The organism is Aeromonas sp. 96A, from assembly GCF_051919165.1.
GTDB classification, from domain to species: Bacteria; Pseudomonadota; Gammaproteobacteria; order Enterobacterales; family Aeromonadaceae; genus Aeromonas; species Aeromonas veronii.
This window is the reverse complement of record NZ_JBQBFE010000001.1, coordinates 1,955,488-1,979,320: the sequence shown is the minus strand read 5'-3', so window position 1 is coordinate 1,979,320 and position 23,833 is coordinate 1,955,488. Positions and strand designations below refer to the sequence as shown.

Here is a 23,833-nt window from a genome sequence, read left to right as displayed (position 1 = left end):
ATAACAAAAAAGGGCCATGTCGCCATGGCCCTTTTTCAGCAGAGGCTCCTTGCGGAGCAGACTTCCACCGGAAGTCCGGTCCCTATCAGCGATCCTTACAGACCCAACTTCTTGTGCAGGTAGTGGATATTGGTGCCACCGTGCTGGAAGTTTTCGTCTTTCATGATCTCTTTTTGCAGCGGTACGTTGGTCTTGATCCCTTCCACCACCAGCTCGTCCAGCGCATGGCGCATGCGGGCGATGGCAATGTCACGATTCTCGCCGTAGCAGATCAGCTTGCCGATCATCGAATCGTAGTGGGGCGGTACCTTGTAACCGGCATAGATGTGGGAGTCCCAACGCACGCCCAGACCACCCGGCGCGTGGAAGCGCTGCACCAGACCCGGAGAGGGCATGAAGGTGGCCGGATCTTCGGCGTTGATCCGGCACTCGATGGCATGGCCACGGATGCGGATATCCTGCTGGGTGATCGACAGGGGCTGGCCGGCGGCGATGCGCAGCTGCTCCTTGATCAGATCGATACCGGTAACCATCTCGGTGACCGGATGCTCAACCTGGATACGGGTGTTCATTTCAATGAAATAGAACTCGCCGTTCTCGTACAGGAACTCGAAAGTACCCGCACCGCGGTAGCCGATCTCGATACAGGCGCGCACACAGCGCTCGCCGATGAACTTGCGCATTTCGGCGGTGATGCCGGGTGCCGGCGCCTCTTCCACCACTTTCTGGTGGCGACGCTGCATGGAGCAGTCACGCTCGCCCAGATAGAGGGCGTTGCCCTGGCCGTCTGCCAACACCTGAATTTCGATGTGGCGCGGGTTTTCCAGGTACTTCTCCATGTAGACCATGTCGTTCTTGAAGAACTGGCCTGCTTCGGATTTGGTCAGGGCGATGGCGCCCGCCAGTTCCGCTTCATTGCGCACCACGCGCATACCGCGACCACCACCGCCACCGGCGGCCTTGATGATCACCGGATAGCCGATGCGCTTGGCAATGGCGGCGTTGTGCTTGGCGTCGTTATCGACGGGACCGTCAGAGCCCGGTACACACGGTACGCCCGCTTTCTTCATCGCTTCGATGGCGGAGACCTTGTCACCCATCAGGCGAATGGTCTCGGCGCGCGGGCCGATGAAGATGAAGCCGGATTTTTCGACCACTTCGGCGAAATCGGCGTTCTCGGAGAGGAAGCCGTAACCCGGGTGGATGGCCACGGCACCGGTTACCTCGGCGGCGGCGATGATGGCCGGGACGTTGAGGTAGGATTCAGTACTGGCCGGTCTGCCGATACAGATGGATTCGTCGGCCAGCAGCACATGTTTGAGCTCCCGGTCGGCGGTGGAGTGAACGGCCACTGTCTTGATCCCGAGCTCTTTACAGGCGCGCAGGATCCGCAGGGCAATTTCACCGCGGTTGGCGATGACTACTTTGTCCAACATGGGTGGCGATTTCCCTTATTCGATGATGAACAGCGGCTCGTCAAATTCGACGGCCTGACCATTTTCAACCAGGATCGCTTTGATCACACCGGCCTTGTCAGACTCGATTTGGTTCATCATTTTCATGGCTTCGACGATGCACAGGGTGTCGCCGACATTGACTTGCTGACCCACTTCCGCGAACGGCTTGGCATCCGGGCTGGAGGAACGGTAGAAGGAGCCAACCATCGGGGAGCGCATCAGGTGACCGCTCGGGGCGGCATCGGCGGCGGGTGCAGCGGCAACCGGGGCGGCAGCGGCAGGTGCGGCAACCGGAGCGGCTTGCTGCATCATCATCTGCGGCATGGCGGTGGTCACCTGACCGGAGAAGTTGCGGCTGATGCGAACGGACTCTTCACCTTCGGAGATCTCCAGTTCGGCGATGCCGGACTCTTCAACCAGTTCAATCAGCTTCTTGATTTTGCGGATATCCATTAGCATTCTCTTTCTTCTTTATCTGATCAGTGATTATCAAGCCGCGCGCAGATGGTGCACGGCCGCGGTTAAAGCGAATTGGTAGCCATCGGCCCCCAGACCACAAATGACCCCTTTGGCGACATCAGACAGATAGGAGTGATGACGGAACGGCTCCCTGGCATGGACGTTTGACAGGTGAACCTCGATAAAAGGGATGGCGACACCCAGCAGCGCATCGCGAATGGCGACGCTGGTGTGGGTGAAGGCGGCTGGATTGATGATGATAAAATCCACCTGGCCCATGGCCTGATGGATGCGGCCGACCAACTCATGTTCGGCATTGGATTGCAGATGTTCCAGAGTGACACCGAGTTCGCTGGCGTTAAGCTTCAGATCGGCGACGATCTCATCAAGCGTCTTGCTGCCGTAGATACCCGGTTCCCGTTTGCCCAGCAGATTCAGGTTTGGTCCGTTGAGCAGGAGAATTCGGTGATTTTGCGACATATTGAGTACATCCTCGATGATAATGCTGCTATCTATCAGCTATCTTGTGGACTACCAGAAATCTAGCCATTTTCTGCGCAAATCGGTGTGCCCTGGCACACAGATTTCGCAATTATATTGATTTCGTGAAAATTAGCAGCATTTTACTGGTCTAATCTCTACATCTGGCTATTTATTGCACATTTTGGTCGGCAAGGCTCCGTAGCTACCGCCTTGCTGTTTGCTGGCGGATGAGAAACGACAAAGCCGGCACAAGGCCGGCTTTGTTGAGCAACAAACGAAGCGGGATCAGGCTGCTTCCGACTTCTCGCGGATGAGTTTGTCTACTACCCCCGGATCCGCCAGGGTGGAGATATCCCCCAAGCTGTCGGTCTCGCCGGTGGCGATCTTGCGCAGAATTCGCCGCATGATCTTGCCGGAACGGGTCTTCGGCAGCCCCTCCGCCCAGTGAATGACATCTGGCGTAGCGATGGCGCCAATCTCCTTGCGCACCCACTCCTTCACCTCTTTGTGCAGCTCGCGGCTCGGCTCTTCCCCGGCGATCAGGGTGACATAGGCATAGATGCCCTGACCCTTGATCTCGTGAGGAACCCCCACCACCGCCGCTTCAGCGATCTTGGGATGGGCCACCAGCGCCGATTCAATTTCGGCGGTACCCATGCGGTGGCCGGAGACGTTCAGTACATCATCCACCCGACCGGTGATCCAGTAGTAGCCGTCCTCGTCGCGACGGGCACCGTCGCCGGTGAAGTAGCGGCCCGGGAAGGTGGAGAAGTAGGTCTGCTCGAAGCGCTCGTGATCGCCGAATACGGTGCGCATCTGGCCCGGCCAGGAGTCGGTGATCACCAGGTTGCCCTCGGTAGCCCCCTCCAGCGGTTCGCCCATGTTGTCGACCAGCGCCGGTTGCACCCCGAAGAAGGGTTTGGTGGCAGAGCCGGGTTTCAGGTCGGTGACGCCGGGCAGCGGCGTAATCAGGATGCCGCCGGTTTCGGTTTGCCACCAGGTATCGACAATGGGGCAGCGCTCGTCACCAATGGTGCGGTAGTACCACTCCCAGGCTTCCGGGTTGATGGGTTCACCCACCGAACCCATGATGCGCAGGCTCTGGCGTGACGTGCCGGTGACCGCTTCGTTACCCTTGGCCATCAGGGCGCGGATGGCGGTAGGGGCGGTATAGAGGATGGTGACCTGGTGCTTGTCCACCACCTGACTCATGCGGTTGGTGGCTGGGTAGTTGGGCACCCCTTCGAACATGATGGTGGTGGCACCGTTGGCAAGCGGCCCGTAGACCAGATAGGAGTGACCGGTGACCCAGCCCACATCGGCGGTACACCAGTAGATATCCTCTTCGTGGTAGTCGAACACATATTTGAAGGTTAGGGTGGCATAGACCAGATAGCCGCCGGTGGTGTGCAGCACCCCTTTGGGTTTGCCGGTGGAGCCGGAGGTATAGAGGATAAAGAGCGGATCTTCGGCGTTCATCGCCTCGGGCGGGCAGTCGCTGCTGACGGTGGCGGTCGCTTCATGCCACCAGATGTCGCGGTGGTTGTGCCAGGCGACATTGCCGCCGGTGCGCTTGAGCACGATCACCTTGTTGACCTGGGTATCCGGGTTAGTGAGCGCTTCATCCACATTCTTCTTGAGCGGCACCGGACGGCCACCACGCAGCCCCTCGTCGGCGGTGATGACGATGCGCGAGCCCGAGTCGATGATGCGACCAGCCAGCGCTTCCGGCGAGAAGCCGCCGAAGACGATGCTGTGTACCGCGCCGATGCGGGTACAGGCCAGCATGGCGATGGCGGCTTCGGGCACCATCGGCATATAGAGGCAGACCACGTCGCCGCGGTGAACCCCTTGTGCTTTCAATACGTTGGCAAACTTGCACACTTCGCTGTGCAGTTCGCGGTAAGTGAGTTTACGATCTTCGGCGGGGTTGTCTCCTTCCCAGATGATGGCGACCTTGTCACCCCGTTCGGCGAGATGGCGATCGAGACAGTTGGCAGAGACGTTGAGCTGGCCATCTTCAAACCATTTGATGGAGACATGGCCCGGATCGTAGGAGGTGTTCTTGACCTTGGTATAGGGTTTCATCCAGTCGAGAATTTTTCCCTGCTCTCCCCAGAAGGTATCGGGATCCTCGACGGAGGCTTGATACATGGCGGCGTAGTCGCCCTTGTCGAGCAGTGCATTGCTGCTGATGTGGGGTTTGACCGGGTATACCTTGCTCTCGCTCATCACTCACTCCTTTGAATACATACTTTTAATAATTAAGTAACAACTTATACCTTTGGTGGCGGGGGGCAATTAGACTTTTGGATAGGCGGCAACAGTTGGTTACAGGACAAAGAGTGACAATTAATCGGCGAGTGGGTAAAAGGGGGCGTGTCGATTAATTGGAGGTCATGATGTTTTCTCTGTTGCTCTGTGCATCCCTCTGGCAGTTTGATGCGCCAGTGCCCGCTGGCGAACCCCCGAAAGAGTTTGCGATCACCCATCAGGAGGCCTCACCTGCGCTGCGGGATCGGGTGGCTGATCAGCTTGGTCATGCATGGCAGGCCAAGGAGCCCGGTACCAGACTTACCTTCAGCGAGCCAGCCCCCCGTTATGCTGGCGAATCACCGTTGACGCGTATGCTCAATGATCGTGATGATGGTTGGGAATCCCGCTTGCAGATCGAGTGGTAACCCGGTCGGCAGCCAGGAGGCTGATGCCTCCCGGCTGGTAATGATGATTGTCTGCCGCTATGAGACGTAGCGTTGATGCAGGCGATCTCCCATATGTTCGACATGCAGTGGTTTGCTGAATAGATAGCCCTGTCCTTCGCCGCAGTTGAGTGACTGCAAAAAGGCGTGTTGTGCCTTGGTTTCAATCCCTTCGGCGGTGACCTCCATATCCAGACTGTCGGCCAGATTGATGATGGTGCGGCAGAGCTCCCGACTGTTCTTGTCTTCCGGTAATGCCTGCACAAACGCCCGGTCGATCTTGATGCGATCGATCGGCAGGGTCTTGAGCAGACTCAGTGACGAGAAGCCGGTACCAAAGTCATCGATGGCAATCTGCACGCCGAGATTTTTCAGGCGAGTAAAGAGATCCAGACTCTGTTCGACCCGCTGGATGATGCTCTCCGTCACTTCAATCTCCAGCCGTTCTGGTGGAAATCCGGTCTCGGCCAGAATAGCGGCGACCCGTTCAACGTAGCCCGGGGAGCGCATCTCCCGTACCGACACATTGACTGACAAGCGAGGCACCGGCAGTCCGGCGGCCAGCCAGTTTTGTCCCTGCTCGCAGGCGTTGCGCATCACCCACTCCCCAATTTTCTCGATCAGGCCGCACTCCTCTGCCACCGGAATAAAACGGGTCGGCGCTATCATCCCCTCATTGGGATGCTGCCAGCGCAGCAGGGCTTCCAGCCCACTCAGGTGGCCGTTGGCCAGATTGGTCATGGGTTGATAGAAGATGCAGAGCTGTTCGAGCTCCAGGGCCTTGAGCAGGCCCTGCTCAATCTGCATCCGCTCGCGGGCTCGAGCCGCCATGCAGGGGGTATAGAACTGGAAGCCGTTGCGCCCCTGACTTTTCGCCTCGTACATGGCGCTGTCGGCGGCGCTGACCAGGGTTTCCGGGCTGTCTGCATGATCCGGATAGATGGCGATACCGATACTTGCCGAGATCGCCACCAGCTCATGGGCCAGCTCAACCGGTTCACGTAACACGGTCAGCAGGGTATTGGCCAGGGTTGCCAGCTCGTCAGGCTCCTCCAGATAGGGGATCAGCACCAGAAACTCGTCTCCCCCGAGGCGGGTCGCCAGATCGTTGTGCTGCAGGCAGCCGCGGATCCGCTCTGCCAGCCGCTTGAGCAGCTCATCGCCAACTCCGTGGCCCAGGCTGTCGTTGATCAGCTTGAAGCCATCCAGATCGATAAAGAGCAGCCCCAACCGTTTGCGATTGAGCTGCGCGGTTTTCAGCTCAAGGGCCAGCCGCTCCTGCAACAGATGACGATTGCCCAGCTCGGTCAGGGGATCGTGATAGGCAAGGTGATTCAGTTCGGCCTCCACCTTGCGAATGGCGCTGATGTCGGAAAGGGCGATCACATAGTGAGTAGTGTTGTTGAAGTTGTCATAGACAGCGCTGATCTGCTGCCAGGAGGAGAAGTAGCTGCCATCCTTGCGCAGACAAACCATCTCGCCATGCCAGGCGTTGTTGCCGGGGCGCAGGTGATACCAGGGATAGTCGAGGTCGGTGTAGCGCCTGGGATGCATGATGATATCCGGGGTGCGGCCTATCACCTCCTCGGCATTGTATTGGGTCAGCATGGTGAAGGCCGGGTTGACCGACAGAATATGGTGCTCGCTGTCGAGGATGATGATCCCCTCGGCCGTGGTATCGAATACCACGTTGGCCTGATGGAGCCGCTCCTCCTGACGGCGGCGGGCGGTGGCATTGTGAATGACTCCCATGACCCGGTGGCCGACCGACTCGGTGGCGGGGACATGGTCGGCATGAATATCGACCCAGTGGCGCTCGTTGAGAGCGGTGAGGTAGCTCAGGGTGAGATGGATGGGGTCATGACTTTGCAGGGCGGCCTTGAGCTGGCTGCCGGATTCCGGTTCAAAACAGTCTACGAACGCTTGCAGCCCGCCGTGGAACTGGTTGGCCTCGATACCCAGCAGCGGCTCAATCTGGCCGTCGAACAGCAATCTGTCTTCCGCCACGTGCCACTCCCACACCCCGATTTGGGCCGCTCGCATCGCCAGCTGCAGCCGTTGTTCGGTTTCGTACTGCTCGGTGATGTCCCGTACGATGGCGAGGATGCCGTTCAGCTCCCCTTTCTCATCACGCATCGGACTGTAGGTGGCCTGAAAGCGGCGGGAGCTGCTGTCGTACGCCGCGGTTTGGCCCGTGATGGCGATATCCACGTAGGGCATGCCGCTGCGCATGATCTGCTGAAACATGGGCTCCAAGGTCGGGGCCAGCTTGGGAACCACCTCTCTGAGGTGCTTGCCCTGATGCTCCTCGATGCTTTTGCCATTGATGTCGGCCAGCACCTGATTGACTTTACGGTAGCGAAATTCGCAGTCAAAGACGCCGATGCCCAGAGGGGCATTATCCATCAGCTGTTCCAGGACGGTGTGATCTGACAGCTGGGTCAACATTGCCTCGGTGTCGGCGTTGAAAAGCTTCCCATCCATGATGACCTCGGCATTGATTGTTTTATCACTTGCATCAGTTGTCAGTATGGCACGAACTGTTTGGCCGGGAGTCAAGCGGAGTTATCTGGTTGTTTTGACGGCAAGAATAGGCAGAAAAACCTGATAAAAAGGATGGAAAAAGGGGCGAGTGGTTATCCCTTCTGGCGACCAAACGCTTGAATGCCGCGCACCAGTACCAGCCAGCCGAGCAGATGGAACGGGAGGGCAAGCAGATAGAGCAGCAGGAAGTGCGACTCGCTGCCACTGCTGTTGATGAAGTCGATCCAGGCGGCCAGCAGCGCCAGCATGCCGGCGATCTGGAAGCGGCGGCGCAACACCACCTCGACGCCGAGATTGGCAAGGTAGAGGGTGAGCAGGATGCCGGCAAAGCCGGTGAGCTGGGCGGTGCCGTAGAGCTCGCGATCCGGGTTGAACAGCAGCGCGATCAGGGGAGTAATGCCCTGATCCAGCGGGATCAGGGCCAGCAGCCAGCATGCAATCAGAAGCAGGGCTGTCTTCATCGCGGCCTCAGTCGGCAGACGGTGCCGGTTTGACCAGAGAGAGGTAGTTGGCATCCATCTTGAGGAAGACCCCCAGCAGACGGGCACTGGCGCCGTAGAAGCCAAACCGGTCGGCTGCGCGACAGGCCGTCTCGAACTTGTCGAACCAGCCCAGCAGGTGGCCGTGCAGCAGCGCTTCCTGCTCGTCGAGCCAGCGTTCCCGCTCGGCCGCGCTCTTGGCTTCCGCCGCGCGGATGATGAGATTGCCCATCAGATCCAGCTCGATGGCCAGATGATCCGCAGGCTCTTTGTATTTATCGCTGACATTGATGCCGAGGCGATCGAGGCGGGCCTGCATCTCGGCCATCGGGGCCTGCATCAGTAGCTTGGCCTCGCCGCGGTAGAGCGATTCATAGGGCAGGGCGCCCTGTTTGGGATCCACCAGAAACAGGCCGGCGAAGTCGGCGGCAAGCTCCAGCTGGCGATCCGGGCGCACCAGCAGGCGGGCGATGACATCGTTGAGCTCGGCCACGGCTTCGCGCATCGGATCCAGGGTGGAGAGGCTTTTCAGGAAGCTTCGCACATCATAGGTGTCATATTCGGCGATCTGCTCATCACTGAGTTCGGCGGCGAACAGGGTGGAGAACCACCAGTAGAGTTCGGCCCGGCGTTCGCTGGTAGCCATAAATTCCTGCATTTTTCCTCCGTGGATGGCAATCGGGAGCCTTGATGGCTCCCGATTCTAACGACTTTAAAAATAAAGGAAACTCAAGGGGGTGCTTTCGTCCCCCCGAGGTCAGAGTGCCGGGAACATGGGGTCGATGCCCTTGGCCGATTCCGGCGCGCCGAAGGCAGTGACGGCGGGCGCCTGTCCGCGGAACTTCTCGATCTCTACCAGCGCGGTATGGGCCGTGGTGGCCTGCGCCAGGCTGGAGGAGCCGATGTCGGCGGTCAGCACGTTGGGATCGCCGTAGGTACAGAGCGTACCCACCTTGCCGCCCTCTTGCGGGCCATACCAGGCACCTTCCTGTATCCGGACTACGCCAGGGGCGTAATCATCGCTCACCACCAGACCAGCCAATACCTGACCGCGACCGTTGAACACCCGCACCAGATCGCCGTCCTTGAGGCCGCGAGATTTGGCATCCTGCGGATTCATGTAGACAGGTTCGCGACCCTGCACCGTGTAGGTGGCGCGGTAGTTGTCGGAGGAGCAGAGCTGGCTGTGCAGCCGCTTGTCCGGGTGGCAGGATTGCAGGTGCAGCGGGTACTGTTTGCTGCCCGGCCCGCCGTGGGAGCGCTCGTAGGGCTCGATCCAGACCGGATGGCCCGGGCAATCCCCATAGCCGTAATCGGCGATGGTCTTGGAGTAGATCTCGATAAGGCCAGACGGGGTACCGAGGGGTTCCAGATCCGGCTCCTGACGGAACGACTCGTGGCGCACCCAGGGTTGGCCTGCCGGGAAGGTGACGAAGCCCTCGCCGTGCCAGAACTGGCTGAAACGGGGCAGACGGATGCCGATGCCGCGACCCTGCAGGCGGGCATCGTCATAGATGCTCTGGATCCACTCCAGCTTGCTCTTGCCACCGGTGAACTCGACCTCACGACCAAAGCGACGGCAAAGATCGGCGAAGATGTCGTAGTCATCCCGCGCCTCGAACAGCGGCTCCACCACCTTGTACATGGCCAGAATGCCCGCGTTGGAGTGGGAGCCCCACTGCTCTATGTCGTCCCGCTCATAGGTGGTGGTGGCGGGCAGCACGATATCGGCGAAACGGCAGCTGGCCGTCCACTGGTGATCGATGCTGACCACGGTTTCCAGCTTGCGCCAGGCGGCGACCATCTTGTTGCGATCCTGCTGGTGGTGGAACGGGTTGTTGCCGCAGAACACCGCCATCTTCATGTGGGGGTAGGTGATGGTCTGGCCGTTGAAGGCGATCTGCTTGCCCGGATTGAGGATGCAGTCGACGAAGCGGGCCACCGGAATGAATTTGGAGTAGCCCTTCCAGTCGCCGTCATGGAGTGGTTTAACGCCGGGAATGACCGAGCTGAAACCGGACATGATGGGGCCGCTGGAGGTGATGGTGCCCGCCCCGTTGTAGTGCCAGCCAAAGCCGTAACCGCCACCTGGCAGGCCGATCTGGCCAATCATCGAGGCCAGAACCACCAGCATCCAGGCGTACTGTTCGCCGTGGTGCATGCGCTGCACGCACCAGCCGCCGATAAGCTGGGTGCGGCCGCTGCTCATGGCGCGTGCCAGCTCGCGGATGGTCTCGGCTGGTACGCCACAGATGGCCGCGGCCCACTCCGCATCCTTCACCTGACCATCGCTGGTGCCCAGCAGGTAGGGCAGGAACTTGTCAAAGCCGGTGGTGTAGTTCTTCAGGAACGCCTCGTCGTGGCGCTTCTCGCTGTAGAGGGTGTGGGCGATGCCCAGCATCAGCGGCACGTCGGTCTGCGGATTCAGGGTCACCTGATCGCAATTGAGGTACTTCTGGGTCTTGGATTTGACCGGGTCGACACTGATCACCCGGATCTCGCCTTTGGCCACCTTCTCTTTGAGCTGTGCCCAGTAGTCGTAGACGCTGTGATCCGGCACCAGCCAGCCCACCTGCAGGTTCTTGATGGGATCGGAGCCCCAGATGACGATAGTCTTGCTGTGTTCCAGCACCAGCGGCCAAGAGGTTTGCTGCTCATACACCTCCATTGCGCCCGCCACGTGGGGCAGGATCACCTGGGCGGCACCGGTGGAGTAGTCACCGGCCTTGGCCAGATAGGTGCCGTGCAGGTTCATGGCGCGCCCCAGCATGGCACCAGCGGAGTGCAGTTTGCCCACCGACTGCCAGCCGGAGTGACCGGCATAGAGAGCGCTCGGGCCATAGGTCTTCTGCACCCGCTCCAGCTCGTGATAGAAGAAGTCCAGCGCCTGAGACCAGGTGACCCGCACGAAGCGGTTCTGGCCGCGTTCGCTGGTGTCGGACTGGTGCCCCTTGCGCAGCCAGTCCAGCCGCACCATGGGGTAGCGGATGCGGGAGGGGTTGTAGACCACTTCACTCAAGGCCTTGAGCATGTCGGTGGGGTGCTTGTCGTGCTCGAACGGCAGGGTCTCGACCCAGCGGCCATCGACCACCCGGGCACGGAAGGCACCCCAGTGGGAGCCGGACTGCACCAGCTTGTCGCCGGACTCGGCGGCCATCACGGCGCGACCGAGCAGGGAGGGGCCGATCAGGGCAGAGGCACCGCTGGCCAGCAAGCCACCCAGAAAACCACGACGGGAAATATTGATCATCTTGTTATTCCTCTTTCGAATCCGGACTTAGTGGCTGCCCTGACCACCGGTATCGGCGGCATGGTTTTGCAGGTATTTGAGCAGGGTGCGCTCCTCTTCCTTGCTCAGGCGATAGTAGGCAGACATCGCCTTGAGTCCCGAAATCCAGCCGTTGGCAGTGAAGTGAGCGGGATCCGGCGCGCCGTGGCAGGAGTTGCAGGTGGATTTGTACATCTCGCCGGCGTAATCCCAGATCGGCTTGAGCGAGGACTCAAAGCCCTTGCCATCGACCCAGGCCTGCACCTGAACCTGTTCCCACTTGATATGGGTGGCGCTGTCGGTCTCCTGTTTGAGCACTTTCTCGCTCGCTTTCAGTTCGTCACGGATGGTGGCGACGAAGACCCGCTTGCCCATGTATTCGCTCAGCACCCGGCCCTTGCCATCGCTCTCGCGCCACCCTTCGATGGTCACCTTGAGGCGATCGCCGCTGCGGTCCACCACGTCGATGCGGGAGGCGGGCAGCAGTTTGCCGACCGGGTCGCTGCTCTGTTCGCTGGCATAGAGATCTTTTTCACCCAGGTTGTAGAGGGTCTCGGCGGCTGGCGCCTCTTGCGCGTCGTTGACCAGGGTGGCGTAAGTGGCCCGGAAGCCGCCCGCCATGTTGGGCAGTTCGTGGGCGATGCCCTTGTGGCACTCGATGCAGTTCATGTTCTTCGCCGCCGCATCTTTCATCGCCAGCGCTGCCGCCGGGGACTGCTTGGCGTGATCCATGTTGTCGTAGCTGTGGCAGGACTTGCAGGTCTTGGAGTTCTGGCTGCTCATCCGCGCCCACACCTTCTCGGCCAGATGCAGGCGCCGGTCTTCGAACTTCTCCTGAGTGTCGATGCTGTGGCCTATGTACTCCTGATAGAGGTCGTTGGCCGCCTCCATCTTGCGGGCCACCTTGCCGACAAAGTCCTTCGGCTGGTGACAGTCGGTACAGACCGCCTGTACCCCTGAGGCATTCTTGAAGTGGATGGACTCCTTGTACTCCGGATAGACGGTGTCTTTCATGGAGTGGCAGGAGATACAGAATTCGAGGCTGCTGGTTTTCTCAAAGCCGTAGTGCAGGCCGACGGTGCCCGCGAGGGTGACGCCGACGCCCACCAGAAGCAGCGCCAGTACCGACCAGCGACGGCTGGGGGTGCGCAGGAAGTGCCACAGTTTTTTCATCATGCTCTCTCACATCACTTTTTTGATGGGAGCCATGGTAGGGAGGCGTTGTGAACAGGGCTGCCGCCACAAATTAATGAAATAGGGGTATTTATGACAAAATGTGAATAGAATAATCCTCCCTTGTCGACCATCGTGAACCCTGCCCATGAGCTACCACATTCTGGTTGTTGAAGATGATGCGGTTACCCGCGAGAAGCTGACCGGCTATTTCGAGCGGGAGGGCTATCGGGTGACGGCGGTCGAAAACGGCCAGGAGATGCGCGCCGTGCTGGCGGAACAAACGGTCGATCTGGTGATGCTGGATATCAACCTGCCGGGGGAAGATGGTCTGCTGCTGACCCGTGAACTGCGGGCGCGCAGCACGGTGGGGATCATTCTGGTCACCGGCCGCAGCGATGCGGTGGACCGGATTGTCGGCCTCGAGATGGGGGCCGATGACTATGTCACCAAGCCGTTCGAGCTCAGGGAACTGCTGGTGCGGGTCAAGAATCTGCTGTGGCGGATCTCGCTGGTGGCCGCCGCGCCGAGCGAGCCTGCGGTGGCTGACGATGCGGTGCGCTTTGGTCCCTGGCGTTTTGATATTCCCCGTCGCCAGCTCAGCAAGGACGGGGTGCCGGTGCGCCTGACCAAGGCCGAATATGAAGTGCTGGTGGCCTTTGTCGCCCATGCCGGACGGGTGCTCAGTCGGGAGCGGATCCTGACCCTCATCAGCCATCGCAGCGATGGCCCGAGCGATCGCACCATAGACGTGTTGATCCGGCGGCTGCGCGGCAAGATGGAAGCGGATCCGCGGGATCCCCAGCTGTTTGTCACCGTCCATGGGGAAGGCTATCTGTTTGCCGGCGAGATAGCCTCCTGACCCCGTTACGGTGGCCTTGACCTGTTTGACCGGGTGTCAGACCGGCGGGCGGGTATCAAATTGCGGGCAGTCGTCGCCAATCTGGTGCCAGGGCGCCTTGGAGCCGACAAAGATGTGAAACGCGGGCCGCTGGCTCGGCACATCGTCCAGTACCCCGAGGCGCAGGTTGATCTTGCCGCTGCTGCTCTTCTGGCTGAACAGGCTGGAGCCGCAGTGACGACAGAAGGCCAGGGTGGTCTCTGCCGATTTCCGGTAGCGGCCGATGGCCTCTTCTCCCTTCACTATGGTGACCTTGTTGCCATCCAGTCCGCCGACCGAGGCATAATCTCCCCCTGAAAACTTGCGGCATTCGCTGCAGTGGCAGTTCCCCATATAGTCGAACTGATCCGGCAGGGTCAGGGCGACGGCGCCGCACAGGCAGCTGGCATGTAACTCTTTCATCTCTTCTCCTTGAGTGTGCTGATCGGATTTGGAACGGCTATTCGACCCGATAGACGGGGCGAAAAGCGCCCTCCGAGAGGGAATCGGCGGGATCGGCCAGCGGCGCAGACAGCGTCAGAATGGGTGGCCCCATCACCCGCGGGCACTGCTCGGCATTGGCATCAGGGTGTTGCAGCAGGCAGACCGCCTGAGCGACCGCAAGGCGCCCCTGCAGCCGCATCTGATCGCTGTTGGCGGCCAGGATCTTGCCCCGGCGCAGTCCCCGCTGTACCCCGTGGCTGAAGTAGGTGCTCAGCACCTGGGGCCTGTCGAGATGGCGCTGCGCCAGCTCGTTGACGGCCACTTCGGCGGCGATGGCGCCTCCCACCAGATAGTCGAGGTTGGGATAGCGGGCCAGCGTCTGCTGCACCAGTGTGCGCTGGATTTCCCGGCTGTTGTCGCCACGCTCGGTGGTGACCAGCTTGATGGCGCTCCCCTTGATGGCATCGGCAAAGCCCGGCTCGACGAAGTTGTTGCCGCCACTTGCCTTCGGGCCGGGGAAGAGGGCGACCGAGACCGGTTTGCTGCCTGCGGGGTGGCGCTGCGCCAGCCAGTGGCCGATTTGCCAGCCCATCTGGTACCAGGAGACTCCCACCTTGGCCTGCACCAGACCGCTGGGCAGATCGTTGACCAGACCAAAGAGCGGCAGCGGCGTGGCCTTGATGGCCTCGCGCAAGCCCTGATAGCTCACCGCGCCGAGCAAGATGGCGTCGCTCCCTTCCTGCACGCAGCGCTGCAACTGCTGGCGCTGCTCGGCGAGGGCACCGTAACCCCCCGCTTCGTGGATCTGCAATTTGACTCCCAGCCGCTTCGCCTCGTCCACCATGCCCTGATTGACCGAAAGCCAGTAGGCGTCGCGCAGATGGGGGTAGAGTGCACAGAGGGTCAGCGGTTTGGCTGCGGCAGCGGGTTCCGGCCACTGCTGGCGCAGCGGCTTGCCGCTGAATTCGCCGCCGGTCCAGATATCGACCGCAAAGGCGAGGGCGGCGCGGGGAAGCATTAGCAACCAGATCAGCAACAACGGGGAGAGATAGACGCTTCGCATGGTCAGGGGTTTTGTTAAAGTGTTGGGCCATATTATCCGGTCAAAGCCGACCACAACCAAGGGACTTCCCGTGAGAATCTTTTCCGGCCTGGGTGGCAAGTTGCTGCTGGCCTTCTCCCTGATGGCGTTGCTGAACCTGAGTGCCTCCCTGCTGGGCTGGGTGGGGCTTAGCCATCTGCGCCAGCTGGAGCAAGGGGTGCAGCAGACTCTGGCCGATCAGGAGCTGGCCCGCACGCTCTCTCGCCTCAGCGGCGAGATCCAGAGCGCGTCACGGCTGCTGGCCACCGCAACCAGCGAGCAGGAGCGGGAGCATCAGGGACGCTTGCTCACTCTGCAGGGGCAACAGCTGCAGCAGGTGCTGGCGCAACTTGGCCGTGGCCAGGGTTCAACAAGCCTCGATCAGCTCAGTCAGAGCATCATCGGCAATCTCGGTCAGCAGGGTTGGCTGGTGGGGGATCGGTTGACCCTGATGGCGCAGGGCGAGGCGCAGCGGGCCCGTCTGGTGGCGGCGGCTGGGCAGATTGCCGAGCTGGCGCGCAGCCAGATGGAGAACGCCGAAACCGTGATGGTGGCGGGATTGGGTTCCCTCTACCAACAGCAAGGGGGGCAAGCGGCCCAGACGCTGGACCGCCTGCTGGAGCAGGATCTTGACTGGCTGGAGCAGATGACCGAGCTGCGTCATCGCACCCTGATGCAGCAGCAGCGTATCGAGGAGATGTGGCGCAGCGAACGGCAGGAACAATTGCAAACGCTATTGCAAGAAGGGCGGCGGGAGCTGGCCATCTTGCAATTGCGGGCAGGGGCGGTGACCGATCCGGCCCGCCGTCAGGCGGTGGAGCAGGCGCTGGCCGTACTGGCGCAGAGCGACAAGCTGGTGCAACTGCGCAGCGACTGGCTCGGCAAGGGGGAGGCGCTGCGGGTGCTGGCCAATGCCAACGAAGCCCTGATGAGCAGCCTCAACCAGCAGGTCGGTGAGCTGGTCAGCCGTGCCCGCGATTCGCTGGGGCAGAGCCAGCAGGCGCTAAGCCAGCGCCTAAGGCTGCTGGAGCAGGCGTTGATGGCCATTGGCTTGCTCACCCTGCTACTGCTGATGCTGCTGATGTGGCGCATGGTCTATGGCCGGATCGTCTGGCCGCTGCAACGGGCGGTGGCGGGGATGAGCCGGTTGGCGCGCGGGGATCTGGCCCCTCTTGAGCCGATCGCCGGGGCGGGCCGCGATGAGCTGGCGGAGCTGGGCCGGGCCTTGCAGGTGTTTCGTGACAATGCGGTGGAGCTGGGCCGCTATCAGCGCGAGCTGGAGTCGCGGGTCGAGGAGCGCACCGGCCAGCTCAGCCACGCCAACGAGCGGCTCAATGAGGAGGTGGAGAAGCAGCGGCAGGCCCGCGCCGAGGCAGAGCAAGCCAACCGGGCCAAGTCGGTGTTTCTCGCCACCATGAGCCACGAGATCCGCACCCCCATGAACGGCATTCTCGGGGGCCTGACGCTGCTGGAAGATACCCACCTGAGCGATACCCAGCAGCGCTATCTGGCCGCCATCGAGCACAGTGGCGAATCCCTGCTGGAGATCCTCAACGACATTCTCGACTACTCCAAGATCGAGGCGGGTCATGTGGAGGCGCGCCGCGAACCCTTCCCCCTGTTCCAGCTGGTGGATGAGCTCTGCGCGCTTTTCCGGCCAAAGGCGGCCAAGGGGGTCACCCTGGCGCTGGAATATGCGCCCGGGCTGGCGCCTGTGGTCGAGGGGGATCTGGGCAAACTGCGGCAGGTGCTCGGCAACTTGCTCGGCAATGCAGTCAAGTTTACCGCCCGTGGCCAGATTACCCTGACGGTGGCGCCCCTTGTCTGTCACGGCCCTTGCGCCGAGCCCTGCATCCGGTTTGTGGTGCGCGATACCGGCCCCGGCATTCCGGCCGATGAGCAGGAGGCGGTGTTCGAGGCGTTTCGCCAGCGCAAGTGTGATATAGGCCATCAGGGCGGCACCGGGCTGGGATTGGCGATCAGCCGCAAGCTGGTGACTGCCATGGGGGGTGAGCTGATCCTTGCCAGCGAACCGGGCAAGGGGTGTGAATTCAGCTTCAGTTTGCCGTTGCAGCGTTCGAGCGCCCAACTGCCTGCCGAGGCGCAACCGCTGCACCTTGGCCAGTCCCGAGACATCCTGCTTGTGGAGGATAACGAGATCAACCGGCTGGTAGCGCACGGCATGCTGACCCGCCTCGGCCATTGCGTCACCCTGGCGGAGGATGGTCGCAGCGCGCTGGCGCTGGTAACCGAGCGCCCCTTCGAGCTGGCGCTGCTTGATATCAATCTGCCCGATATGGACGGCATGACCCTGCGCGAGGATCTGGCCGCCATCAGTGAGGAGATGCATGAGCGGCCGCTGCCCGCCATCGCCATCTCGGCCCAGATGTATCCGGAGGATATCCGCCATTGCCTTGCCGCCGGGTTTGTCGATTTTGTCGGCAAGCCGGTACGGCTGGCGGTGCTGGCGAACGCCATCGATCAGCTGTTTCGGCAAGAGGGCGCCGCTATCGAGCCGCAGGTGCAGTTATCAGTAGCCGTGCCCCCAACTAACCAGCCCGAGTTGGCCAATCCGGTGCTGGATGCCGATCTGCCCCTGCTCGGCATGGCGCGGATCCGCCAGCTGGTCGCGCTGTTTGAGTCGCAAGGGCGGGTGTTGGTGGATAAGTTGGCTCAGGGTGAGGGAAGTGAGCAACGTCAGCTGGCGCACAAGCTAAAGGGGAGTGCGTTGGCGCTGGGGTTGACCGAATTTGCCAGCCACTGTGCGGCTCTTGAGGCAGGAGGCGGGGAGCCTGCGGCAATCGGGGCGCAATTTGACGCGGCGGTGAGCGGGTTGCAGCAGTGGCTGGTGGCAAACAGGGATGCGCAGCCCTGATCCCTGCTGGCGATGCACGACGTTTAGGGAGGGGGCCAGTTCCTGCGCCGTTATTCGATCTCGCGAAACAGCACCTGCTTGCACTTGGCGCAGACCCATTCCCGGCGAAAATCGGTCAGGTGCACCATGCCAACCTCCAGCAACTCGTGGTGGCCGCAGTGATAACAGAAGATGATGTCGCCATCGACTGATTCAGGGTGGGCCGCCAGATAGTCGGCTTTGGTGGGGAGTTGCTCCCACGAGGTGGTGGGGACATGCTTGCGTTGGCTGGTGTAGTAGACCCAGTAGAACAGAAAAAAGACAGCCAGGATCACGAATGTCAGCAGATGGTCCATCTTGAACTCCTCCGGTTAGGTGCAGCCCCTCGGATGCATGGCTGCAATCAGCTCCATCATCATTAAATTTGTTTCGAATGAATATGTTACAGGATGGATAAAGAGGGCGTTGTGATCCCCTTCGGGTTTTGCCCGCCCGCCGCGGGATGAAAAATGTGCCGTTTGGCGGAGCGGCCAGGGTATTGAACGGGGAGGGAATCTTGCTTTTTACAACATAAATTCAACATTTTTTTAGGTGGTTGGACTGTCTCTTTGATCCAGCTCACGTTACAATGCCCGCGCCCACTTCACCTAACGCGCAAACGATTTTCAGGAGAGAAACGGATGTTGAAACGTGACATGACCATCGCCAATTATGATCCGCAATTGTGGCAGGCCATCACAGACGAAACCCGTCGTCAGGAAGAGCATATCGAGCTGATTGCGTCTGAGAACTACACCAGCCCCCGTGTCATGGAAGCCCAGGGCTCCCAGCTGACCAACAAGTACGCTGAAGGTTACCCCTCCAAGCGTTACTACGGTGGTTGCGAGTATGTGGATGTGGTCGAAACCCTGGCCATCGAGCGCGCCAAAGAGCTGTTCGGTGCCACTTACGCCAACGTGCAGCCGCACTCCGGCTCACAGGCCAACAGCGCCGTTTACATGGCTCTGCTGCAGCCGGGCGACACCGTACTGGGCATGAACCTGGCCCACGGCGGTCACCTGACCCACGGCTCTCCGGTCAACTTCTCCGGCAAGCTATACAACATCGTGCCTTACGGTATCGATGAGTCCGGCAAGATCGACTACGACGACATGGAGCGTCAGGCTGTCGAGCACAAGCCGAAGATGATGATCGGTGGCTTCTCCGCCTACTCCGGCATCGTTGACTGGGCCCGCATGCGCGAAATCGCCGACAAGGTTGGTGCCTACCTGTTCGTCGACATGGCCCACGTGGCTGGTCTGATTGCCGCTGGCGTCTACCCGAACCCGGTTCCCCACGCTCACGTGGTCACCTCCACCACCCACAAGACCCTGGCCGGTCCGCGCGGTGGTCTGATCCTCTCTGCCGCTGACGACGAGGAGCTCTACAAGAAGCTCAACTCTGCCGTCTTCCCGGGTGGTCAGGGCGGCCCGCTGATGCACGTTATCGCCGGTAAAGCCGTTGCCTTCAAAGAGGCGCTGGAGCCGGAGTTCAAGACCTATCAGGCTCAGGTCGTGAAAAACGCCAAGGCGATGGCTGCGACTTTTATCGAGCGCGGTTACAAGATCGTCTCCGGCGGTACCGACAACCACCTGATGCTGGTTGACCTGATCGGCCGCGAGCTGACCGGTAAGGATGCTGACGCCGCACTGGGCAAAGCCAACATCACCGTCAACAAGAACTCCGTGCCGAACGATCCGCGCTCCCCGTTCGTCACCTCCGGTGTGCGTATCGGTACCCCGGCCATCACCCGCCGCGGTTTCAAGGAAGCCGAGTCCATCGAGCTGACCCACTGGATCTGCGACGTACTGGACAACCACGACAACGATGCCGTGCTGGCCACCGTGCGTGAGAAGGTGCTGGATATCTGCCGCCGCTTCCCGGTTTATGGCTGATAAGTCAGACCGTTCGGTTTGAGACCAATGCCACCTGCGGGTGGCATTGTTTTTTCTGGCTTTTACCGGTTTTGGATGGCCGTGCTACACTGGCCGACCTAGATCCTGGCCCGCCGGGCCGGTCCCTGTTCCATTAACGCCGGAGGTCCGATGCATTGCCCATTCTGTAGTGCGGTTGATACCAAGGTGATCGATTCCCGTCTGGTGGCAGAAGGCCATCAGGTGCGCCGCCGTCGTGAGTGTCTGCTCTGTCACGAGCGTTTTACCACCTTCGAGATGGCCGAGCTGGTGATGCCCCGCGTCATCAAGTCCAACGGTTCCCGCGAGCCGTTCAACGAAGACAAGCTGCGTGCCGGCATCCTGCGGGCGCTGGAGAAGCGGCCGGTGAGCATGGAGGCCATCGAAAAGGCGGTCAACCATATCAAATCCCGCCTGCGTGCTACCGGCGAGCGTGAAGTCGCCTCCGAGCTGGTAGGCAATCTGGTGATGGATGAGCTCAAGAGTCTGGACAAGGTGGCCTATATCCGCTTTGCCTCCGTCTATCGCAGCTTCGAAGATATTCGCGAGTTCGGCGAAGAGATCGCCAAATTGGAGAAATGATGGTATCGGATGGGCAAGTGGATATCCGCTTCGCCCCTCTCTACCTCAGGACACGAAGATATTCGCGAGTTCGGCGAAGAGATTGCCAAGCTGGAGAAGTAAACCGCCATTCTCACCCATGTTGCCGCGTCCGATTACGCTGCGCTAATCGAACCTACGATACTGCGTAAAGTCGAGATGTGTTGTCAAAGGAGCCCGGATGTTTAGTCAAGATGATTACCAATGGATGAATCGGGCCCTCGAACTGGCCCGCCGCGGCCGCTACACCACGGCCCCCAATCCCTGCGTCGGCGCCGTGCTGGTCAAGGATGGCGTGGTGGTTGGCGAAGGGTGGCATCAGAAGGCGGGCGAGCCCCATGCCGAGGTTTACGCCCTGCGCGCCGCCGGTGACAACGCCCGTGGTGCTACCGCCTATGTAACCCTCGAACCCTGCTCCCATCACGGTCGTACTCCCCCCTGCGCCGAGGCGCTGATCAACGCCGGCGTGGCCCGAGTGGTCGCGGCCATGGTTGACCCCAATCCCCAGGTGGGCGGACGCGGGCTGCGGATGCTCTCCGAAGCGGGGATCAAGACCGATTTCGGCCTGCTGGCGAGTGAAGCCGAAGCGCTCAACCCGGGCTTTTTCAAGCGGATGCGTACTGCCTTCCCGCGGGTGACCGTCAAGTTGGGAGCCAGCCTCGATGGCCGCACCGCCATGGCGAGCGGTGAGAGCCAGTGGATCACCTCCCCGGATGCGCGCCGCGATGTGCAACGACTGCGGGCCCGCCACGATGCGGTGCTCTCCAGCGCCGAAACCGTGCTGGCCGATGGCGCTTCCCTGACCGTGCGCTGGGACGAGCTGCCCCCCTCGGTCAAGGCAAGTTATCCCAAAGAGACCCTGCGCCAGCCGCTGCGAGTCATCGTCGATTCGCAAAACCGCCTCACTCCCGACTTGCCGCTGTTCCAGAGCGAGAGCCCGGTGCTGCTGGCCCGTCACAAGGCGTCCGGCGAGTGGCCCGAGTGGGTGCAGCAGCTGGAGCTGCCGCTGCTGGATGGCAAGCTGGATCTGGTCAGCCTCTTCATGCTGCTGGCCAAGCAGAACGTCAACTCGGTGCTGGTCGAGGCGGGCCCGCGGCTGTGCGGCGCTCTGCTGGAAAAAGGGTTGGTGGATGAGCTGGTGCTCTATCAGGCGCCCAAACTGATGGGGGATGAGGGGCGTGGCCTGTTCCATCTGCCGGGCCTGACACGCTTGTTCCAGGCACCCAAGCTCAACATCAAGGATGTGCGCATGGTCGGCCAGGATATTCGCATTACCGCCAAAATAGCCTGATTTATCAATGTTCAAGGGGGCATAATCAGCCCCCGTCATCAGCAAGGTGATCTGCATGTTTACCGGAATTATCGAAGCGGTGGGAACCCTGGCCGAGCTTCGCCGTCAGGGCGATGACATGGCCCTCACCGTCCACGCACCAGGTCTGGATTTTAGCGACGTCAAACTGGGCGACTCCATCGCCACCAACGGCGTCTGCCTCACCGTCGTGGCGCTGGGTGACAAGAGCTATACCGCCGACGTGTCGCTGGAAACCCTCTCCCGTACCGGCTTTGCCGCCGCCAGAGTGGGCGATCGGGTCAACCTGGAGAAGGCGCTGATGCCCACCTCCCGCCTCGGCGGCCATCTGGTCTCCGGCCATGTGGATGGGGTAGGGGAGGTGAAAAGCGTCTCCAGCAGCGGCCGCGCCATCGAGTACTGGATCAAGTCGCCGGGGGAACTCTCCCGCTATATCGCCGAGAAAGGCTCCATTGCGGTGGATGGCATCAGCCTCACCGTCAACGCGGTGCAGGGCGACCTTTTCCGCCTGACGATCGTGCCCCACACCGCGCAGGAGACCACTATTGCCAGCTGGAAGCCGGGTCACAAGGTCAACCTCGAGGTGGATCAAATCGCCCGCTATCTGGAGCGGCTGATGATGGGGAAAAGTCAGGAGAGCAGCGCCTCGACCCTGACCATGGAGACGCTGGCCAAGGCCGGTTTTCTCTGACGGTGTGCGCTAAATCTGGCCACCAAAACGATTTTCTGTGATCCCGCTCTGATTGAAATGGAGCCGCTAGCCCCAATCTAGAGCAACATACACTCGCATTTGCGTTGAGCCTGCTGGCTCAACCCCCAAGCACACTGATGGAGTAGCCCATGGCGCTGAGCACAACCCAGGAAATCATTGCCGATATCAAGGCTGGCAAGATGGTGATCCTGATGGATGACGAAGACAGGGAGAACGAAGGGGACCTCATCATGGCCGCCTCCTGCGTCCGTCCGGAGGATATCAACTTCATGGCCCGCTACGGCCGTGGCCTCATCTGCCTGACCCTGACCCGGGATCGCTGCAAGCAGCTGGCGCTGCCGCTGATGGTGGATCGCAACAATGCCCAGTTCTCCACTGCCTTTACCGTCTCCATCGAGGCGGCAGAAGGGGTGACCACAGGTATCTCCGCCGCCGATCGCGCGGTGACCGTGCAGGCGGCTGTGGCGTCCAACGCCAAGGCGGCCGATCTGGTGCAGCCGGGCCACATCTTCCCGCTGATGGCGCAGGATGGCGGCGTGCTGACCCGTGCCGGTCACACCGAAGCGGGCTGCGATCTGGCCCGTCTGGCTGGTTTCGAGCCTGCCGCCGTCATCGTCGAGATCCTCAATGAAGATGGCACCATGGCGCGCCGTCCTGACCTGGAGATCTTCGCCGAGGAGCACGGCATCAAGCTTGGCACCATCGCCGACCTCATCGAGTACCGCAACCAGCACGAGACCACGGTCGAGAAGGTGGCCGAGTGCAAGCTGCCGACCGAGTTTGGCGAGTTCGACCTCATCACCTTCCGCGACACCATCGACAATCAGGTTCACTTCGCCCTGAAAAAGGGTGAGGTGCAGGCCGACCAGCCAACCCTGGTGCGGGTTCATCTGCACGATGTGCTGAGCGATCTGCTGCTGACCGACCGCCACGCCGCCCGCAGCTGGCCGCTGCCCAAATCCATGGCCCGCATTGCCAGCGAAGGCGGGGTGCTGGTGATTTTGGGGGCGGAATCCCATGGCGCCGAGCTGCTGGCCCGGGTCAAGGGTTTTGAAGCCGCCGACAAGGGGCTGGCGCCGGAAGGAGCCAAGTGGCAGGGCACCTCGCGCCGGGTGGGCGTCGGTTCCCAGATCCTCAAGGCCCTTGGCGTAAGCAAGATGCGCCTGTTGAGCTCACCGAAGAAGTACCATGCCCTCGGTGGTTTCGGTCTGGAAGTGGTTGAGTACGTCGGCGAGTAACGTACTACCAGAGAAGTACCATCCCCTTCTGGGCGGTTTCGGTCTGGAAGTCGTGGAATTTACCGGCGAGTAAGCGCGCCGGACTGGTTAAATCGCAATCATGGCCGTCTATTGCGGCCATGGTTTTTGTCGTGGGTCTGTTGTGCTAGAATATGCGCACTTTTGACTCCGGCCCTTTTGATTGCACAGATACAGGATTTC

General features: G+C 61.0%; 20 protein-coding genes. 8 read left to right on the top strand and 12 right to left on the bottom strand.

All coding sequences use genetic code 11. The features are described 5' to 3' along the window. Positions 1-95: 95 nt before the first annotated feature. The 4 genes from accC to acs form a co-directional block, all read right to left on the bottom strand. On the bottom strand, positions 96-1,436 hold the full coding sequence (gene accC, locus ACTG2W_RS08940; protein ID WP_005338910.1) for an acetyl-CoA carboxylase biotin carboxylase subunit: 1,341 nt from the start codon (positions 1,434-1,436) through the stop codon (positions 96-98). A 15-nt stretch (positions 1,437-1,451) separates the two neighbouring features. Then, positions 1,452-1,910 (bottom strand): acetyl-CoA carboxylase biotin carboxyl carrier protein, encoded by a 459-nt coding sequence (gene accB / locus ACTG2W_RS08935; RefSeq protein WP_005338908.1) that lies wholly within the window; start codon positions 1,908-1,910, stop codon positions 1,452-1,454. A 36-nt stretch (positions 1,911-1,946) separates the two neighbouring features. After that, a complete protein-coding gene (aroQ, locus tag ACTG2W_RS08930; protein ID WP_005338907.1) occupies positions 1,947-2,396 on the bottom strand; it encodes a type II 3-dehydroquinate dehydratase in 450 nt (149 codons plus the stop codon). Between the two features lie 288 nt (positions 2,397-2,684). Then, positions 2,685-4,631 (bottom strand): acetate--CoA ligase, encoded by a 1,947-nt coding sequence (gene acs / locus ACTG2W_RS08925; protein ID WP_106842295.1) that lies wholly within the window; start codon positions 4,629-4,631, stop codon positions 2,685-2,687. A 167-nt stretch (positions 4,632-4,798) separates the two neighbouring features. Between acs and ACTG2W_RS08920 the strand changes: the two genes are divergently transcribed. After that, complete coding sequence (locus tag ACTG2W_RS08920) at positions 4,799-5,080, top strand: hypothetical protein (RefSeq protein WP_225315392.1); 282 nt, start codon at positions 4,799-4,801, stop codon at positions 5,078-5,080. A 57-nt stretch (positions 5,081-5,137) separates the two neighbouring features. On the opposite strand, the gene ACTG2W_RS08915 is transcribed toward ACTG2W_RS08920, so the two are convergent. The 5 genes from ACTG2W_RS08915 to torC form a co-directional block, all read right to left on the bottom strand. Then, positions 5,138-7,582: a sensor domain-containing protein gene (locus ACTG2W_RS08915; protein WP_047438153.1), complete on the bottom strand. Its 2,445-nt coding sequence runs from the start codon at positions 7,580-7,582 to the stop codon at positions 5,138-5,140. Between the two features lie 152 nt (positions 7,583-7,734). Next, positions 7,735-8,103, bottom strand: coding sequence for a hypothetical protein (locus ACTG2W_RS08910; protein ID WP_005349490.1), 369 nt, complete (start codon positions 8,101-8,103; stop codon positions 7,735-7,737). 7 nt (positions 8,104-8,110) lie between these two features. After that, on the bottom strand, positions 8,111-8,779 hold the full coding sequence (gene torD, locus ACTG2W_RS08905) for a molecular chaperone TorD (protein ID WP_106842296.1): 669 nt from the start codon (positions 8,777-8,779) through the stop codon (positions 8,111-8,113). A 99-nt stretch (positions 8,780-8,878) separates the two neighbouring features. Next, complete coding sequence (torA, locus tag ACTG2W_RS08900) at positions 8,879-11,371, bottom strand: trimethylamine-N-oxide reductase TorA (RefSeq protein WP_106842297.1); 2,493 nt, start codon at positions 11,369-11,371, stop codon at positions 8,879-8,881. Positions 11,372-11,398: 27 nt separating this feature from the next. Continuing rightward, positions 11,399-12,565, bottom strand: a complete 1,167-nt coding sequence (torC, locus tag ACTG2W_RS08895; protein ID WP_080771394.1) for a pentaheme c-type cytochrome TorC — start codon at positions 12,563-12,565, stop codon at positions 11,399-11,401. A 145-nt stretch (positions 12,566-12,710) separates the two neighbouring features. Between torC and torR the strand changes: the two genes are divergently transcribed. Continuing rightward, positions 12,711-13,424 carry a two-component system response regulator TorR gene (gene torR, locus ACTG2W_RS08890; RefSeq protein WP_106842298.1) on the top strand — a complete coding sequence of 238 codons (714 nt, stop codon included), beginning with the start codon at positions 12,711-12,713 and terminating at the stop codon, positions 13,422-13,424. A 36-nt stretch (positions 13,425-13,460) separates the two neighbouring features. Here torR and ACTG2W_RS08885 read toward each other — a convergent pair whose 3' ends face one another. Both ACTG2W_RS08885 and torT read right to left on the bottom strand, forming a co-directional pair. Continuing rightward, positions 13,461-13,865, bottom strand: a complete 405-nt coding sequence (locus ACTG2W_RS08885) for a GFA family protein (protein WP_005338893.1) — start codon at positions 13,863-13,865, stop codon at positions 13,461-13,463. Between the two features lie 37 nt (positions 13,866-13,902). Next, positions 13,903-14,949, bottom strand: coding sequence for a TMAO reductase system periplasmic protein TorT (torT, locus tag ACTG2W_RS08880; protein WP_440016170.1), 1,047 nt, complete (start codon positions 14,947-14,949; stop codon positions 13,903-13,905). Positions 14,950-15,019: 70 nt separating this feature from the next. Here torT and torS point away from each other — a divergent pair, with 70 nt between their 5' ends. Beyond that, complete coding sequence (gene torS / locus ACTG2W_RS08875) at positions 15,020-17,842, top strand: TMAO reductase system sensor histidine kinase/response regulator TorS (RefSeq protein ID WP_106842300.1); 2,823 nt, start codon at positions 15,020-15,022, stop codon at positions 17,840-17,842. A 50-nt stretch (positions 17,843-17,892) separates the two neighbouring features. Here torS and ACTG2W_RS08870 read toward each other — a convergent pair whose 3' ends face one another. Then, positions 17,893-18,177: a hypothetical protein gene (locus ACTG2W_RS08870; RefSeq protein WP_088870031.1), complete on the bottom strand. Its 285-nt coding sequence runs from the start codon at positions 18,175-18,177 to the stop codon at positions 17,893-17,895. Between the two features lie 324 nt (positions 18,178-18,501). Between ACTG2W_RS08870 and glyA the strand changes: the two genes are divergently transcribed. From glyA to ribBA, 5 genes are all read left to right on the top strand, one after another. Further along, positions 18,502-19,755 (top strand): serine hydroxymethyltransferase, encoded by a 1,254-nt coding sequence (glyA, locus tag ACTG2W_RS08865; protein WP_005338884.1) that lies wholly within the window; start codon positions 18,502-18,504, stop codon positions 19,753-19,755. Positions 19,756-19,905: 150 nt separating this feature from the next. Next, positions 19,906-20,355, top strand: a complete 450-nt coding sequence (nrdR, locus tag ACTG2W_RS08860) for a transcriptional regulator NrdR (protein WP_005338880.1) — start codon at positions 19,906-19,908, stop codon at positions 20,353-20,355. A 199-nt stretch (positions 20,356-20,554) separates the two neighbouring features. After that, on the top strand, positions 20,555-21,664 hold the full coding sequence (gene ribD, locus ACTG2W_RS08855; protein ID WP_206900406.1) for a bifunctional diaminohydroxyphosphoribosylaminopyrimidine deaminase/5-amino-6-(5-phosphoribosylamino)uracil reductase RibD: 1,110 nt from the start codon (positions 20,555-20,557) through the stop codon (positions 21,662-21,664). 55 nt (positions 21,665-21,719) lie between these two features. Further along, positions 21,720-22,373, top strand: coding sequence for a riboflavin synthase (locus ACTG2W_RS08850; RefSeq protein WP_274160179.1), 654 nt, complete (start codon positions 21,720-21,722; stop codon positions 22,371-22,373). Positions 22,374-22,522: 149 nt separating this feature from the next. Then, positions 22,523-23,632, top strand: coding sequence for a bifunctional 3,4-dihydroxy-2-butanone-4-phosphate synthase/GTP cyclohydrolase II (ribBA, locus tag ACTG2W_RS08845; protein ID WP_274160180.1), 1,110 nt, complete (start codon positions 22,523-22,525; stop codon positions 23,630-23,632). Positions 23,633-23,833: the final 201 nt, after the last annotated feature.